The sequence below is a fragment of the Micromonospora sp. WMMD1219 genome (genome assembly GCF_049315215.1).
GTDB lineage: Bacteria > Actinomycetota > Actinomycetes > Mycobacteriales > Micromonosporaceae > Micromonospora > Micromonospora tulbaghiae.
This window is the reverse complement of the sequence record NZ_CP186057.1, coordinates 2,167,873-2,183,489: the sequence shown is the minus strand read 5'-3', so window position 1 is coordinate 2,183,489 and position 15,617 is coordinate 2,167,873. Positions and strand designations below refer to the sequence as shown.

The 15,617-nt window shown below is 72.7% G+C and carries 12 protein-coding genes; 3 read left to right on the top strand and 9 right to left on the bottom strand.

Translation table 11 applies throughout. The annotated features are described in order from the left end of the window. Nucleotides 1–20 precede the first annotated feature (20 nt). Nucleotides 21–1,109, top strand: a complete 1,089-nt coding sequence (locus tag ACN27C_RS10440) for a hypothetical protein (RefSeq protein ID WP_422751039.1) — start codon at nucleotides 21–23, stop codon at nucleotides 1,107–1,109. A gap of 68 nt (nucleotides 1,110–1,177) precedes the next feature. Here the strand turns inward: ACN27C_RS10440 and ACN27C_RS10435 are convergent, their stop codons facing one another. From ACN27C_RS10435 to ACN27C_RS10425, 3 genes are all read right to left on the bottom strand, one after another. Further along, on the bottom strand, nucleotides 1,178–2,866 hold the full coding sequence (locus tag ACN27C_RS10435) for a S8 family serine peptidase (RefSeq protein WP_162959292.1): 1,689 nt from the start codon (nucleotides 2,864–2,866) through the stop codon (nucleotides 1,178–1,180). 88 nt (nucleotides 2,867–2,954) lie between these two features. After that, a complete protein-coding gene (locus ACN27C_RS10430) occupies nucleotides 2,955–3,653 on the bottom strand; it encodes an HAD family hydrolase (RefSeq protein ID WP_422751038.1) in 699 nt (232 codons plus the stop codon). Continuing rightward, nucleotides 3,650–4,606 (bottom strand): EamA family transporter, encoded by a 957-nt coding sequence (locus ACN27C_RS10425; RefSeq protein WP_358174073.1) that lies wholly within the window; start codon nucleotides 4,604–4,606, stop codon nucleotides 3,650–3,652. Before ACN27C_RS10425 ends, ACN27C_RS10430 begins: the two co-directional genes overlap by 4 nt. 72 nt (nucleotides 4,607–4,678) lie before the next feature. Here ACN27C_RS10425 and ACN27C_RS10420 point away from each other — a divergent pair, with 72 nt between their 5' ends. Next, nucleotides 4,679–5,224, top strand: a complete 546-nt coding sequence (locus tag ACN27C_RS10420) for a CGNR zinc finger domain-containing protein (RefSeq protein WP_120572837.1) — start codon at nucleotides 4,679–4,681, stop codon at nucleotides 5,222–5,224. Here the strand turns inward: ACN27C_RS10420 and ACN27C_RS10415 are convergent. The 6 genes from ACN27C_RS10415 to ACN27C_RS10390 all read right to left on the bottom strand — a co-directional run bounded on the left by ACN27C_RS10415 (nucleotide 5,188) and on the right by ACN27C_RS10390 (nucleotide 14,269). Next, nucleotides 5,188–5,787: a GNAT family N-acetyltransferase gene (locus ACN27C_RS10415; RefSeq protein ID WP_120572836.1), complete on the bottom strand. Its 600-nt coding sequence runs from the start codon at nucleotides 5,785–5,787 to the stop codon at nucleotides 5,188–5,190. The genes ACN27C_RS10420 and ACN27C_RS10415 overlap by 37 nt on opposite strands. Nucleotides 5,788–5,842: 55 nt before the next feature. Further along, entirely contained in the window at nucleotides 5,843–7,243 is a 1,401-nt protein-coding gene (locus ACN27C_RS10410) for a class II fumarate hydratase (protein WP_120574110.1), read from the bottom strand. Between the two features lie 53 nt (nucleotides 7,244–7,296). Then, entirely contained in the window at nucleotides 7,297–10,272 is a 2,976-nt protein-coding gene (locus ACN27C_RS10405) for a BTAD domain-containing putative transcriptional regulator (protein ID WP_422751037.1), read from the bottom strand. A 249-nt stretch (nucleotides 10,273–10,521) separates the two neighbouring features. Beyond that, complete coding sequence (locus tag ACN27C_RS10400) at nucleotides 10,522–12,189, bottom strand: fumarate hydratase (RefSeq protein WP_128136745.1); 1,668 nt, start codon at nucleotides 12,187–12,189, stop codon at nucleotides 10,522–10,524. Between the two features lie 76 nt (nucleotides 12,190–12,265). Continuing rightward, nucleotides 12,266–13,666: a PQQ-binding-like beta-propeller repeat protein gene (locus tag ACN27C_RS10395; RefSeq protein ID WP_422751611.1), complete on the bottom strand. Its 1,401-nt coding sequence runs from the start codon at nucleotides 13,664–13,666 to the stop codon at nucleotides 12,266–12,268. Between the two features lie 108 nt (nucleotides 13,667–13,774). Beyond that, nucleotides 13,775–14,269, bottom strand: coding sequence for an Lrp/AsnC family transcriptional regulator (locus tag ACN27C_RS10390; RefSeq protein ID WP_091425618.1), 495 nt, complete (start codon nucleotides 14,267–14,269; stop codon nucleotides 13,775–13,777). A 140-nt stretch (nucleotides 14,270–14,409) separates the two neighbouring features. Here ACN27C_RS10390 and hppD point away from each other — a divergent pair, with 140 nt between their 5' ends. After that, the gene (hppD, locus tag ACN27C_RS10385; RefSeq protein WP_071097563.1) at nucleotides 14,410–15,615 is read left to right on the top strand and encodes a 4-hydroxyphenylpyruvate dioxygenase; all 1,206 of its coding nucleotides are present in this window, start codon (nucleotides 14,410–14,412) and stop codon (nucleotides 15,613–15,615) included. The last annotated feature ends 2 nt before the right edge of the window (nucleotides 15,616–15,617 follow it).

Below are 15,617 nucleotides of genomic sequence, written 5' to 3'. Positions count from 1 at the left end.
CACGCCGCCACGCTCGTCACATGCCACCTCATCCTCATCGACCACCGGAGTTGGCCTGGCAGGTCTTCCGGGGCTCGGAAGCGATCCGGCGCGGGCTGTTGTCCCGGCATCACCTGCGCGGCTCGTCCTGGATCCGGCTCCGGCAGGACGTCTACGCCGACGCGCGGCTCGACCGCGACCACGCACTGGCCTGCCGCGCGGCGCTGCTGCGCATGCCACCGGGCGCGGCGATAGCCGGTCCTTCGGCCGCCTACCTGCACGGGGTCGAGCACGCCGCCGACTTCACCGACGACGTGCACGTCCTGCTGCCGGCCACGGTCCGGGCCGACTCCCAGCCGGGGGTCCGGGTGCACCACGCCCCGATGTCGAGCACCCGCAGCGGCCTCCTGGTCCCCGTGGGCAGCGCCGCACCCGCGCGAACCAGCTCACCCGTCGGCACGAGGTCGCCCGCCGGCACGAGGTCGCCCACCGGCACGAGGTCGCCCGCCGGCACGAGGTCGCCCGCCGGCACGAGGTCGCCCGCCGGTTCGAGCCCACCCGCAGGCACCGGGTCCCCCGGCGCGGTGATGATCCTGGCCGGGCCTCCGCCCCGCACCGAGCCGGCCGCCTGCGCCTGGGAGACGGCGGTCTGGGCCGATCCGGTGGAGGCGGTCGGCATCGTCGACGGGCTGCTGCGTACCGGTTCGGTGAACCGGTCGGCACTGGCGAGCGAGGCCGCCCGGAACGCCTGTCGCCCCGGCGGGCGGCGGGCGGCGTGGGTGTTCGGCCTGACCGACGGGCTGGCCCAGTCCCCGCCCGAGTCCCACCTGCGGGTCCGTCTCGTCCTCGCCGGCCTGCCCCGTCCGGTGGCCCAATATCCGGTGCGGGTGCCGACCGGCCTGATCCTGCACCCCGACCTGGCCTGGCCGGAGTTCCGGGTCGCCGTCGAGTACGACGGTCAGTGGCACTCCGAAGCGGACCGGATGCATCTCGACCGGCGGCGGCTCAACCAGCTCGTCGCGGCCGGCTGGCTGGTGCTGCACGTGACCGGCCGCCGTCTGCGCAAGGAGTTCTCCGCCCTGGTCCGGGAGATCCGCGCCGCACTGGTGGCCCGGGGATGGCGGCCGTGACACGGGCCGGAACGCCGAGGTGGCGGCGTCCGGGAACTCCGGACACCGCCACCTCGGGGAAACAGTCGTTACGGTCGCACGTTCGGCTTGACCGGGGTCTTCACGGCGGCGTAGGCGTCGACGATGCCGTAGCCGTAGAAGCCGTTGAAGTTCAGCGAGCCCGCGCAGTACGCGTCGAACTCGGCGTCCCGGCCCTCGTTGGTGTAGCTCTGCAGCCGCGGCTCCGGGCAGGCGTGCTCGGCCGCCGTCCGGTAGAGGTGCTGCTCGACCAGGTTCGGCGCCATGCCGTAGCCGTTGCGGCCCTCCTTCTTGCCGTGCTTGCTGACGATCAGCGCCGCCACGCCCGAGACGTGCGGGGACGCCATCGAGGTGCCCTGGAGGTAGGTGTAGTAGCCACACTCACCCTTGGCGGTGCACTGCTTGAACACCGAGTTCTCGAAGCCGGCGACGATGTCGCCGTTCTCGTCGACCGACCCCTCCTCCTGGAGCACCTTCTTCGGGTACGTGGAGAGGATCATGTTGGCGTCGGTGCGGTACGTGTCGGTGCCGAAGCCGTCCCGGAACCAGCCACCCGGCGCCGCCACCGAGATCTGCTCGGTGCCGTAGTTCGAGTAGTCCGACTTCTTGCCGGACGGGCCGACCGCCGACACGCCGATCACGTGCGGCCCCTCGACCGGCAGGTCCCAGCAGGTCGCGTTGTCGATCGGCCGCGGGTACGGGTCCGCGCCGTAGTCCGGGCTGCTCACGTCGGTGCGCGGCGCGCCCAGGTCCTCGTGGTTGTTGCCGAGCGACCCGACGAGCGTGACGCCCTTGCGGTGGGCGAAGTTCAGCGCCCGCTTCATCGCCTCGATGACGGTGCGCTGCTCGGCCTGCGCCTCCGGCGAGTCGGCCGGGTTGGCGGTGCAGTTGTAGAGCCACGGGTCGACGTAGAAGGACATGTTGACCACGTCCAGCCCGGAGCGGCCCGCGTGCACCAGGGCGTTCACCACCGGGTTGAGGAAGAAGTAGCCGCTGTCCTGGCCACCCTTCAGCTCGACCAGGGATACGTTCGGGGCCACGCCGGAGAGGCCGAAGCCGTTCGCGGCGGCGCCGATGGTGCCGGCCACGTGCGTGCCGTGCCCGCCGTCGTCGGTGCCGACCGGGTCGAGGCAGCTCGCCACCTCGCACGGGCCGTCGACCTCGGGGATGTCCGGGGCGAAGTTGCGCGACAGCGCCCAGTTGAAGTTCGGCGCCAGGTCGGGCTGGCTGGCGTCGACACCGGTGTCCAGGACGCCGACCGTGACCCGGCGGTCGCCCGGCTCGATCTTGCGGGCCTTGTCGGCCCGGATCATGTCCAGACCCCAGAGCTTGTCGTCCAGCGGGTCCATCTTCTTGCCGTTGTTCCTGGCGGCCTTGCCCTTGGTCGCCGCGGCGGCCAGCAGGTGCTCCTGCTCGACCCGGTCCAGCTTCGGCTTGCGGCCGATCGCCTTCTCCTCGGCGGCGCCGACCAGCGCGCCGGCCGCGGTGGCCCGGCTGGCGAAGTCCGCCCGGTCGCTGGTGACCTGGAACAGGCCGACGTCGTCGGTGCGGGCGACGACCTTGCCACCGGCGGCGGTGATCGCGGCGACCGCCGCGTCGCCGGAGACACCGCTCTCGGCCAGCACGGTGAAGGTCCGGAACTCCGACGGCGCGGCGTTCGCCGGGATGCTCAGGCCGGTCACCGTGAGTGCCAGCGAGGCCGCAGCCGCGACCGCGCCGGCGGTGAAGCGCTTGCTCACCACATCAGATCCTCTCGTTGAGGGACGTGGTGTCATCCCACATCACGGGAGCGGGTTCCGCCAGATCGACGTCCGTTATCGGCGGCAACTAGGCATTCGCGTTCGTCAAGGTGGTGAGCACCGTGGACAGTCCGGCGAGGGTGGACACCTCGGCGTCCGGTTCGAGGCCCCGCGGGCGGGGCAGCCCGGCCCGGTTGAGCCAGACCGCGCGCAGTCCGGCCTGCTGGGCGGCGACCACGTCGTGCTCGGGCGAGTCACCCACGTGCACGATGCGCGCGGCGGGCAGCCCGGTCGCCGCCACCACCGCCGCATAGAACTCCGGCGCCGGTTTCTTGGGCAGGCCGCCCTCGTGCGCGTACAACTCGAAGGCGAACTGCCCGGCGAGGCCGCAGCGTTCGGCGCGGCTGTTGCCGTTCGTGGCGAAGCCCAGCACGTGGTGCGGGCGCAGCGCCGCCAGCGCGGGCAGCACGTCCGGGAAGGGGCGGCTCAGCGCGTACCGGCGGGCGAAGAACAACGCCGCGAACTCGTCCAGGTCCGCCTCCAGCCCGGCCCGGGCCAGCGAACGGGTCAGTGCGGCCCGCCGGATCTCCTGCACCGGGGCGGCGCTGAGCGCGCCGAAGACCGCACCCCAGTCCCCCTCCAGGTCCGCGAGCACCACTCCGGCCGCCGCCGGGGTCCGCCGCCGCATCTCGTCGAGTACGGCGACGAGCGCGCCGGTGACCGCCGGGCGCAGGTCGACGAGCGTCTCGTCGGCGTCGAAGACGACGGCGCCGAGCGGCCCGCTCATCGGTCGCCGGCCAGCACCGGTTCGGCCGGCGCGGACGCCGACGGTGTGCCCCGCAGTTCGTCCGCCCGGACCAGGGCGACGCCGCCGAGGATGAGCACACCGCCGGCCAACTGGATCAGGCTGGGCAGTTCGTCGAGCACCAGCCAGGCGATCAGCACCGCGAACATGACCTCGGTCAGCCCCACGAAGGAGGACAGCCGCGCCCCGAGCAGCCGGGTGCCCGCGACACCGGCCAGGTACGCGACCACGGCGGCGATCAGCGACAGCCCGGCGATCGGCACCAGCCAGCTCACCCGATGCCCGCCGAAGCTCACGTCGGCGGTGCCGGCGGCGAGCGGCAGCGCTCCGATGCCGCCGAGCAGCAGCAGCGCCAGCGCGCCGACGGCCATGCCGCCGCTGGCCATCACCACCGAGGGCAGGCCCGCGTCGATCCGGCCGGCGATGACGAAGTATCCGGCCAGCCCGACGCCCGCGCCGAGCCCCCAGAGCACGCCCACCGGGTCGAGCCGCCCTGCGCCGGTGAGGTCGAGGACGAGCACCAGCCCGCACAGGGCGGTGACCGAGCCGGCCACCGTGAGCAGCCGGGGGCGCTGCCCGTGGACCAGCCACATCCATCCGACCACGAGCACGATGCCGAGGTATTCCAGCAGGAGCGCCACGCCGACCGGGAGGTAGCGGACCGCGTTGAAGAAGCACGCCTGCGCGGTGGCCACGCCGAGCAGCCCGAACAGCACGACGCTCACCGCGTTGCGGCGCAGCACCGCCCACCGGCCGCGCAGCGCCAGCACGGCGGGGACGGCGAGCACCAGCGCGGCGATGCCGACCCGGGCGATCACCACGGCGACAGCCGACCACTCGCCGGTGATCAGCGGTCGGGCGAAGGTGCCCGAGGTGGCGAACGTGATCGCGGAGAGCAGTGCCAGACCGAGCCCGGCGCCGGACCGTTCACGCATCGGGAACTCCTGGTCATGAGTGAAGGGAGGTTATGCTGATGACGCTAGGCGCAGCCTCCGACAGGAGTCAAGTTGCTTTTCGCCCATGACACCGAATGCGCGCTGGTCGCAGCCGCCGCGCTGGTGAACACCGCCGGCGACCCGGACGGGCTGCCCGACGTGGCCGCTCTGGACGCCTTCTTCACCACCCACGGGTGGAGCGGCCGGCACGAGCACACCGACGCCGAACTGCGCCAGGTCCGCGCGCTGCGGCCCCGGCTGCGCCGCATCTGGTACGCCGACACCGACGAGGTGGTGGCGATCGTCAACGGGCTGCTGCGCGAGTCGCACGCGCTGCCGCAGCTCGTCCGGCACGACGACGAGCCGTACCACGTGCACGCCGTGCCGCGGGACGCGCCGCTGGCGACCCGGATGGCGGTCGAGGCCGCGATGGCGATGGCCGACCTGGTCCGGATGGGCGAGCTGAGCCGGCTGCGGCACTGCGACCACCCCGACTGCGACAACGTGCTGGTCGACCTGTCCCGGAACCGGTCCCGCCGGTTCTGTGACGCCGGGTGCGGCAACCGGGCCGCGGTGAGCGCCTACCGTGCCCGCAGGGCCGCGGCGTCCCACTCCTGACGGGTCGCGGGCCAGGCGTCGCGGGTCAGCTCGTACTCGACCTCGCCGTGTTCCGTACCCGGGATCGGGTCGTCGAAGGCCAGGTGGAACGTGCGGACGTAGCGCAACCCCGCGCGGGCCATGACCGCGCGGGATCGGTCGTTCACCGCCATCGTCTGGGCCCACACCCGGCGGACGCCGGCCGTGTCGAACGCGTGCCGCACCAGCGCCCGCGCGCCCTCGGTCGCCAGCCCGTGCCCCCAGGTCGCGCGGCGCAGCCGGTAGCCCAGCTCCGCCTCGGCGCCGTCGTCGGACGGGTCGAGCGAGTGCCAGCCGAGGAACTCGCCGGTGAACCGGTCGAGCGTCGCCCAGCGGCCGAGCCCGGGGTGCCGGGCGTACTGCGCGAGCACCCGGGGCAGCACCTCGTCCCGGTACGTCCCGGGCGGGGTCGGCACACCGCCCGTCAGGAAGCGCATGACCTCCGGGTCGGCGTCCAGCGCCACCAGCCGGTCCACGTCGTCAGTCGTGAACCGGCGCAGCGTCAGCCGCGCGGTCTCCAGCAACACACCGCCGTCGTCACGCACCGTCGGATCATGCCGCGCCCACGGTGACGGGTCGAGGCAATTACCGGCGCCGCCCTCAGGGGTGGGTCATCCGCAGCAGGTCCAGTGCCTCGTCCAGCTGGGTCTCGGTGAGCGTGCCCGAGTCCACGTGGCCCCGGGAGATCACCACCTCGCGGATGGACACCTGCTTGGCCAGCGCCTCCTTGGCGATCGAGGCGGCCTCGTCGTACCCGAGGTGGCGGTTGAGCGGGGTGACGATCGACGGCGAGCCCTCCGCGTACGCCAGGCAGACCTCGGCGTCCGCGACCAGGCCGGCCACCAGCCGCTCGGCGAACAGCCGGCTGGACGCGGCGATCAGCTTGATCGACTCCAGCAGGTTGCGGCCCATCACCGGGAGCATCACGTTCAGCTCGAAGTCGCCCTGCGAGCCGGCGAACGCCACCGCCGCGTCGTTGCCGATCACCTGGGCGCAGACCTGCCGCATCGCCTCGGCCACCACCGGGTTCACCTTGCCCGGCATGATCGACGACCCCGGCTGGAGGTCGGGGATGCGCAGCTCACGCAGCCCGGCACGCGGGCCGGAGCCCATCCAGCGCACGTCGTTGGCGATCTTGTAGAGGCCGACCGCGACGGTACGGAGCTGCCCGGACGTCTCCACCAGCGCGTCCCGGGCGCCCTGCGCCTCGAAGTGGTTGCGCGCCTCGGTCAGCGGCAGGCCGGTCGACTCCCGCAGCTTGCCGATCACCCGGTCGGCGAAGCCCAGCGGCGTGTTGATGCCGGTGCCCACAGCGGTGCCGCCCAGCGGCAGCTCGGCCAGCCGGGGCAGCACCGACTCCAGCCGCTCGACGCCGTAACGCACCTGCGCGGCGTAGCCGCCGAACTCCTGCCCGAGCGTGACCGGCGTGGCGTCCATCAGGTGGGTACGCCCCGCCTTGACCACCGTCTCGAACTCGGCCGCCTTCTCCTCCAGCGCGTCCGCGAGCTGCTTCAGCGACGGGATCAGATCCTCCACCACGAACTGGGTGGCGGCCAGGTGGATCGAGGTGGGGAACACGTCGTTGCTGGACTGCGACGCGTTGACGTGGTCGTTCGGGTGCACGTCGCGGCCCAGCTCCCGGCCGGCGAGCGTGGCGATCACCTCGTTGGTGTTCATGTTGGACGACGTGCCGGAGCCGGTCTGGAACACGTCCACCGGGAACTGGTCGTCGTAGCCGCCCTCGGCCACGTGCGCGGCGGCGGTGGCGATCGCCTGCGCCACGTCCGCGTCGATCACCCCGAGCTCACCGTTGACCAGGGCCGCCGCCCCCTTGATCTGCGCCAGGGCCTTGATCTGGGCCGGTTCCAGCCCGCGCCCGGAGATCGGGAAGTTCTGCACCGCGCGCTGGGTCTGCGCCCGCCACAGTGCCTCGGCGGGCACCTCCACCTCGCCCATCGAGTCGCGTTCGATCCGGTAGCCGGTCGCCTCTGGAGTCGTCACGCGTTCCATCCTGCCGCGCATCCGGGCGGTGTGCAGGGAAAGTGGCGTGGCCCTCAGCCCAGCTCGGCGAGCAGCCTCTCGGTCTCCCGCCGATCCGGCGACTCGACCTGGCGGAACAGCGCCAGCGCCCGCGCGGCGTACCGGCGGGCCTCGTCGGAGTCGGCGTGGCGCAGGCACCGGGCGAGGCCGTCCAGGGCCCGGGCCTGCTCGTAGCGCAGGCTCAGTCGCGTGGCGTCGTCCAGCACCCGGCGGTGCAGGTCGATCGCGGCGTCGACATCGCCCAGATCGTGCAGGGCGCGGGCGAGGAGGTTCCGGGAGGCGCACTGCCCGATCCGGTCCCCCGCGTCGGTCATCGCGATCAGGGCGGCCCGGTGCCGGGCGGCGGCCTCGGCCGGGCGGCCCGCCTCACGCTCCATCATGCCGATCTCGTTGAGGATCTCCCCCTCCCCGAACCGGTTCGCGGTGGTCCGCTTGAGGTGCAGTGCCGCCCGGAGCAACCGGCGGGCCGGCCCGGTGTGGCCCAGGCGGTGCCGGATCATGCCGAGGTGGCCGAGCGCGTTCGACGTGTGCCGTGGATCGCCCGCCTCCCTCGCCAGGACGATGTGCCGGCGGGCCGCCCGGAGGGCCAGGTCGTACCGGCCACGGAACAGCTCGGCGACGGACAGCATGTTGAAGAGGCTGGATATGGTCGCCGCGTCGTCCGGGTAGCGGCTGATCCGTAGCGCCTCGTCGACGTACCTGACGCAGCGCTCCGCGTCGTCGGTCCCGAAACACACCGCGGCGAGGTTGGCGAGCGCCTGGACCTGCTCCCGGCGCAGACCGAGCCGGCGGTACCTGTCGACGCCCGCCTCCAGGAACCGGATCGCCTCCGGAAAGTCCCCCAGCCGGAACTTCGCCGAGGCGAGGTAGTTCATGGTGATGGCCACTGCTTCCTCGTCCCCCGACCCGGTGGCGACGCGCAGCGCCACCTCATGCGTCTCGACCAGTTCGTCGAGGTGGCCACCGACGAAATTGGACCACCAGCACGCCCGGGTCAGCTGCCAGCAGTACGCCGGGAGGCCCTCCGACTCGGCCAGGTGCACCAGTCCGACGAGAGCCGCCCGGTTCTCGTCGAACCAGGACTGACCCGGCCTGTCCTGGACCGGCAGCAGGTCGGGACGCCGTGGCGGCGGGAAGGCGACCTGGCTCAGCGCGCCCTGCTTCGTCTCGGCGACGATCGCCAGGCCGACCGCCACCTGAAGGTGATGGTCGAGCAGGTGGGCCACCGCCGTCCGGCGCTCGGCCGGACGCTCGGTCTCGGTCAGCAACCGGCGCGCGTACTCCCGGAGCAGGTCGTGGAGGCGGTACCGGCCCGGCGCGGTCTCCTCGGCCAGGTGCACGTCCACCAGCTCGTCCAGCAGGTCCTGCGCCTCCGGCAGTGGCACGTCGGCGAGCGCCGCCGCCACCCGGTTGTCGAACCGTACGCCGGGGTGGAGCCCGAGCAGCCGGAACAGCCGCCGGGCCGGCGCCGAGACCTGCGCGTACGAGAGCGTGAAGGCGTGCCCGACGGAGCGTTCGCCGACCGCCAGCTCGGCCAGTGAGTCCTGCGCCTCGGCCAGCCGCCGCGCCAGGTCGGCGACCCGCCAGTGCGGGCGGTGCGCGAGCCGGGAACCGGCCAGCCGGATGGCGAGCGGCAGGTGACCGCACCGCCGGGCAACCTCGGCGGCGGCCACCGGCTCGGCGCCGACCCGGTCGGCGCCGACGATCCGGCCGAGCAGTTCGACGGCCTCGTCCGGGTCCAGGACGGGCAGCGAGTGTGGACGCCCCTCGTCGAGGCCGGCCAGTCGGCGACGGCTGGTCACCAGCACGAGATTGTCCGGACCGCTGGGCAGCAGCGCCGCGGCCTGGGCGGCGCTCGCCGCGTTGTCGAGCACCACCACGGCCCGCCGGTCGGCCAGCTCGGAGCGCCACATCGCCAGCCGGTCCTCCGCGTCGACCGGCACCCGTTCGGCGGGCACGCCGAGCTGTCGCAGCAGGGTGGCCGCGGCCGCCGCGGGGGTCAGTGGGCTGCGCTCGCTGTAGCCGTGCAGGTCGATGAAGAGTTCCGCGTCGGGGAACCGCTCGCGCAACGCGGTCGCGACCTGGACGGCGAGGGTGGTCTTGCCGCTGCCGGCCATGCCGTCGATCAGGTACAGCCGCGTCCCCTCCTCGACGATGTCCTTGACCAGCCGCGCCATGGTCTGCTGACGGCCGGTGAAGTCCCGGATGGCCCGGGGCAGCGTGCGTACGGGCGCCGCGGGGCGCGGACCGGCCGCCTCGTCACCGGCCAGTACGCGCTGGTGCAGTTCCTGCAACGCCGTGCCGGGCTCGATGCCCAGTTCCTCGGCGTAGATCCGGCGGCCGTCCCGGTAGACGGCCAGTGCGTCCGCCTGCCGGCCGACCGCCGCGAGGGCCAGCATCAGCTGCCCCCGCAGCCGTTCCCGCAGCGGGTTGTTCTCGACCGCCTCGGTGAGCTCGTCGACCAGTTCGGTCCCCCGGCTCAGCCGCAGCTCGACGTCGACGCAGTCCTCCAGCACCGCGAGCCGTTGCTCGTCGAGCGCCTGGGCCCGCAGCCGCACCAGCCGGGCCGGGATGCCGGCGAGCGCCGGACCGCGCCACAGCGCCAGGGCGGCCCGGTAGTGGCGGCGGGCCTCGGCCGGCCGGCCGGCGGCCGCCTCGGCGCGGGCCGTCTCCACGGCACGGGCGAACATGTCGGCATCGAGGTCGTCCGGCTCGATCCGGATGCCGTAGCCCGCCGGGTCGGTGACGATCGTGTCGGCCGGCAGCCCGAGCGCAGCGAACCGCTGCCGCAGTCTCGACACGCAGATCTGGAGCTGGGTCCGCGCGGTCGCCGGGGGACGGTCCTCCCAGACGGCGTCGACCAGATCCTCCACCGGCACCACGCGGCCGGGGCGCAGCAACAGCATGGCGAGCACGGTGCGATCCCGGCCCGCGGTGACGGTGGCTTCGCCGCCACCGACCCGCAAGGGCCCCAAGATCCCGAATCGCATCCGCGCCCCCGCCTGCCGCCATGCAACTTCCAGCAGCGTAGCCCGGCGGTCACCGAGCGGCGCGACGAGGCGATAGCGATCCGATAGCGACGGCACCCAGACTCGACACGGGTTGTCGGTGACGGCATCCGACGGGGGCGGTGCGCCTGCCCGGCCGAGTGGCCGGGCAGGCGCACCGATGTCGATGCACGACGGACACACCGAGGGGCGCCCGGGACATTCCCGGGCGCCCCTCGCGTACGTCTGACGTCAGCGCCGGCCGACGGTGAGCACCGGCTTGGTGACCTCGGCGAAGAAGTCGTTGCCCTTGTCGTCGACGACGATGAAGGCCGGGAAGTCCTCCACCTCGATCTTCCAGACCGCCTCCATGCCCAGCTCGGCGTATTCGAGCACCTCGACGTGCTTGATGCAGTCCTGCGCCAGGCGGGCGGCCGGACCGCCGATCGAGCCGAGGTAGAAGCCGCCGTGCGCCTGGCAGGAGCGGGTGACCTGGGCGGACCGGTTGCCCTTGGCCAGCATCACCATCGAGCCGCCGGCCGCCTGGAACTTCTCCACGTACGCGTCCATCCGGCCGGCGGTGGTGGGACCGAACGAGCCGGAGGCGTAGCCCTCGGGGGTCTTCGCCGGGCCGGCGTAGTAGACCGCGTGGTCACGCAGGTACTGCGGCATCGGCTCGCCCGCGTCCAGCCGCTCGGCGATCTTCGCGTGCGCGATGTCCCGGGCGACGACGAGCGGGCCGGTCAGGGACAGCCGGGTCTTCACCGGGTACTTCGACAGCTCGGCCCGGATCTCGTCCATCGGCCGGTTCAGGTCGACCCGGACGACCTCCTCGGTCTCCAGCGTCTCGTCGGTCACGTCGGGCAGGAACCGCGCCGGGTCGGTTTCGAGTCGCTCCAGCCAGACGCCCGACGGGGTGATCTTCGCCACCGCCTGCCGGTCGGCCGAGCAGGAGACCGCGATCGCCACCGGGCAGGAGGCGCCGTGCCGGGGCAGCCGGACCACCCGTACGTCGTGGCAGAAGTAGCGCCCGCCGAACTGCGCGCCGATGCCGAAGTTGCGGGTCAGCTCCAGCACCTCGGCCTCCAGCTCCAGGTCACGGAAGCCGTGCGCGCTCATCGAGCCCTCGGTGGGCAGCGCGTCGAGGTACTTCGCGGAGGCGTACTTGGCGGTCTTGAGCGCGTACTCGGCGGAGGTGCCGCCGATGACGATCGCCAGGTGGTAGGGCGGGCAGGCCGCGGTGCCGATGAGCCTCAGCTTCTCCTCCAGGAACTGCATCATCCGCGTGGGGTTCAGCAGCGCCTTGGTCTCCTGGTAGAGGTAGGACTTGTTGGCCGAGCCGCCGCCCTTGGCCATGAACAGGAACTTGTACGCGTCGGCGTGGCCGTCCGGGTCCTCGGCGTACAGCTCCACCTGGGCGGGCAGGTTGCTGCCGGTGTTCCGCTCGTCCCACATGGTCAGCGGGGCGAGCTGGGAGTAGCGCAGGTTGAGCCGGGTGTACGCCTGGTAGACGCCGCGCGAGATCGCCTCGGCGTCGGTGCCGTCGGTGAGCACGTGCCGGCCGCGCTTGCCCATCACGATCGCGGTGCCGGTGTCCTGGCACATCGGCAGCACGCCGCCGGCCGCGATGTTGGCGTTGCGCAGCAGGTCGAGCGCGACGAAGCGGTCGTTCGGCGAGGCCGCCGGGTCATCGATGATCGACCGGAGCTGAGCCAGGTGGGCCGGGCGCAGGAAGTGGGCGATGTCGTGCATCGCCTCGGCCGTCAGCGCGGTCAGCGCGCCCGGATCCACGGTGAGGAACCGGCGGCCTCCGGGGCCGTTGACGACGTCCACGCCCTCGTCGGTGACCAGGCGGTATTCGGTCTGGTCGGGACCGGTCGGCAGCAGGGGTGCGTACGAGAAGGCGGCGGCACTGCTCATGACCGAAAAGCCTAGGGCAGAGCTGTCGATCGGTGGCACCCGCAGGTGGGTCGTGGGACGACGCTCTCACCCGCTGTCACTTGCCGCCCGCGCAGAGTTCGTTCTTCGGCCCGCAGCTTCCCTGGTCGCTCGGCGGGCGCCAGCTGCCTCCCGGGTCCGGCGCCACCGGCGCGCCGTCCTGGCCCGGCCCCGGCGTCTCGCCCGTGCCGGCGCCCCAGCGGACGTACCCGATCTCCCGCCCCTCGCCGATGATCATGCCGTTCGGGCCGACCGCCAGCGCGTTCGCCGAGGTGCGCAGCTCGACCAGCACCCGGCCCTCCCGCGGCTCGACAGCGATCAGCCGGGACGGCTTCTCCTCGCTGATCACCGCCGCGTACGGGGTGAGCGCGGCACCGCTCCTGCCGCCCGCCGGCCGGGTCCAGCGGGTCCGGTCGGCCGACAGCTCCCGACCGAGCAGCGAGCCCTTGTCGGCGCTGCGCACCACTGTGTAGCGGTCGTCCACGGCGAGCAGCTTCTCGCCGTCCGCGCCGACCTGGAGCAGCCGGCCGTCGTACCCGTCGAGCACGGTCTCCCGGCCGTCCGGGGCGACCCCGATGATCACGTTGCGTCCGCCCTGCGGATCCTCCCGCTGCACGCAACCGGCGTAGTCGGCGGTGCGCAGGTTGATCCCGGTACGCCGCCACACCTGCTGACCGGTGGCCGGGTCCACGGCGGTCACCGTGTAGTAGCAGCTCCCGTCGCGGGAGGTGGCCGCGATCCGCAGCAGCCGGCCGCCGACCACTGCGAGCCGCTCCTCCCGGCCGGGCTGGACGTTCTGGAGCACCCGGCCGGTGGCGGTGTCCACCACGTGCACCCGGCCGTCGACCGGGAAGCCGAGCAGCGGCGGTACGGACTCCGGCCCGGCCACCCCGCCGTCGATCCGGGTGGCGCCGAGCCGCCGGGTGCCGAGCAGTTCCGGGTTGTCGGCGAGCACGCCGCTGTGCACGCCGGGCAGGAACGCGCTCCACAGCGGAGCGGTGCCGCGCGGCTCCCAGGCACGCAGCGTGCAGTCGGTGGCCTGCACGCAGTACGCGTCCAGCAGCAGGTTCCGGTACGTCCAGACGGCGATCGCGCGGTCGTCGCGGCGGCGGGTCACGCCGCTGACCGGGTCGAGCACCTCGTACCCCTTGTCGAGCAGCTTGCCCACGGCGACGACGGACTCCCGGCCGCTGCCCGCGACCGCCGACCAGTCGGCCTTGCGCTCCCAGAGCTGGCCGCCGTCGGCGAGGTTGCGCGCCTCGATGCGGGTGCGCTGCTCCACGATCACGGTGTCGCCGGCGATGGTGACGCTGCGCGGCGTGCCGCCGACGCGCTGCTGCCAGACCACGTCCGGCTCGGAGATCGGCTTGCTGCGGTCGACCCAGTCCCAGAGCGCCGGGAACGGGTTCCAGACGCCGGTCGCGGCGAGGACGACCACGGTGACGAGCCCGAGCAGCAACCAGCCGCGTACCCCTAGGCCCTTCACACCGCACACGGTAGCGACGATCACCGGTCCCCCGGGCCGCGTGCGGGGCGTGTCGCGGCCCTTCTTGGGTGGCCCGGGGTGTTAAGGGCCGCCGCGGGCGGCGGAGCGGACGAGCGGCAGCGTCCGGTACGGGATCTGCTCGGCCAGCGCGATGATGGTGGAGGCGCGCCGGATGCCCTCCGAGGCGACGATCTGGTCGATGACCCGCTGGAGGTCGGTGTTGGACCGGGCGACGATCCGGCAGAGCAGGTCGCTGGAGCCGGTGATGGTGTGCGCCTCCAGCACCTCGGGGATCGCGGCGAGGTGCGCGGTGACCTGGTCGTGGCCGTGCCGCTGACTGATCTCCAGGGTGACGAAGCTGGTCACCCCGAAGCCGATCGCGGCGGGGGTGATGTCCGGCCCGAACCCGGTGACGACGCCCCGGCCGACGAGCTTGTCGAGCCGGGCCTGGACCGTGCCGCGGGCCACGCCGAGCCGCCGGGAGCACTCCAGCACACCGATCCGGGGCTCCTCGGCGAGCAGTTCGATCAAGCGGGCGTCCAGCTCGTCGAGCTGTACATCCTGACCAGTGTTCATGGTGCCCAACCGTACCGAATGCACAACCTGACCAGGAATAACGTCAACTGTTGCCCAACTCACCGTGGCCCGTAGATCCTCGCCGGAAGAGCACATCCACGGCGGCCCGCGAGGCCGGCCGGTACGCGAGGGAGGCCACCATGACCCAGGCGATCGACCGACCCCAGTCGACCGAGGAGGTCGACGTCGACGCTCTCGTCGGCGCAGTCGACCACGACATCACCCGCGACCCGTTCCCGGTCAAGGGCATGGACCACGTCCACTTCCTGGTGGGCAACGCCAAGCAGGCCGCGCACTACTACTCCACCGCGTTCGGCATGACCTGCGTGGCGTACCGGGGGCCGGAGCAGGGCTACCGGGACCACGCGCAGTACGTGCTGACCAGCGGTTCGGCCCGCTTCGTGCTGACCGGCGCGGTACGCCCGGACGCCGACGGCGCCGAGCACGTGGCGAAGCACAGCGACGGCGTCTCCGACATCGCGCTGGAGGTGCCGGACGTGGACGCCGCGTACGCGCACGCCGTGGCGCAGGGCGCGACCGGCCTGGTCGAGCCGCACGACGTCAGCGACGAGCACGGCACCGTCCGGATGGCGTCCATCGCCGCGTACGGCGACACCCGGCACAGCCTGGTCGACCGGTCCCGCTACACCGGCCCGTTCCTGCCCGGGTTCGTGGCCCGCGGCCCGATCGTGGACCGGCAGCCGATGATCGACGCCGGCATCCAGCCGAAGCGGTTCTTCCAGGCGGTCGACCACGTGGTCGGCAACGTGGAGCTGGGCCGGATGGACGAGTGGGTCGAGTTCTACAAGCGCGTCATGGGCTTCTCGAACATGGCGGAGTTCATCGGCGACGACATCGCCACCGACTACTCGGCGCTGATGAGCAAGGTCGTCGCCAACGGCACCCGCAAGGTGAAGTTCCCGCTCAACGAGCCGGCCGTGGCCCGCAAGAAGTCGCAGATCGACGAGTACCTGGAGTTCTACCAGGGCCCCGGGGCCCAGCACATCGCCGTGGCCACGAACGACATCCTGGCCAGCGTGGACGCCATGCGCGCCGCGGGCGTCGAGTTCCTGGACACCCCGGACTCGTACTACGAGGACCCGGAGCTGCGCGCCCGCATCGGCAACGTCCGGGTGCCGATCGAGGAGCTTCAGTCCCGCAAGATCCTGGTCGACCGGGACGAGGACGGCTACCTGCTCCAGATCTTCACCAAGCCGGTGCAGGACCGCCCCACCGTCTTCTTCGAGCTGATCGAGCGGCACGGCTCGCTCGGCTTCGGCAAGGGCAACTTCAAGGCCCTGTTCGAGGCGATCGAGCGCGAGCAGGAGAAGCGCGGGAACCTGTAACA

What these genes read in the sequence shown, in the direction of transcription:
- hppD (WP_071097563.1), top strand. Translation starts at nt 14,410, where the DNA reads ATGACCCAGGCGATCGACCGACCCCAGTCGACCGAGGAGGTCGACGTC.
- ACN27C_RS10400 (WP_128136745.1), bottom strand. Translation starts at nt 12,189, where the DNA reads ATGAGCAGTGCCGCCGCCTTCTCGTACGCACCCCTGCTGCCGACCGGT.
- ACN27C_RS10430 (WP_422751038.1), bottom strand. Translation starts at nt 3,653, where the DNA reads ATGAGCGGGCCGCTCGGCGCCGTCGTCTTCGACGCCGACGAGACGCTC.
- ACN27C_RS10405 (WP_422751037.1), bottom strand. Translation starts at nt 10,272, where the DNA reads ATGCGATTCGGGATCTTGGGGCCCTTGCGGGTCGGTGGCGGCGAAGCC.
- ACN27C_RS10425 (WP_358174073.1), bottom strand. Translation starts at nt 4,606, where the DNA reads ATGCGTGAACGGTCCGGCGCCGGGCTCGGTCTGGCACTGCTCTCCGCG.
- ACN27C_RS10440 (WP_422751039.1), top strand. Translation starts at nt 21, where the DNA reads ATGCCACCTCATCCTCATCGACCACCGGAGTTGGCCTGGCAGGTCTTC.
- ACN27C_RS10390 (WP_091425618.1), bottom strand. Translation starts at nt 14,269, where the DNA reads ATGAACACTGGTCAGGATGTACAGCTCGACGAGCTGGACGCCCGCTTG.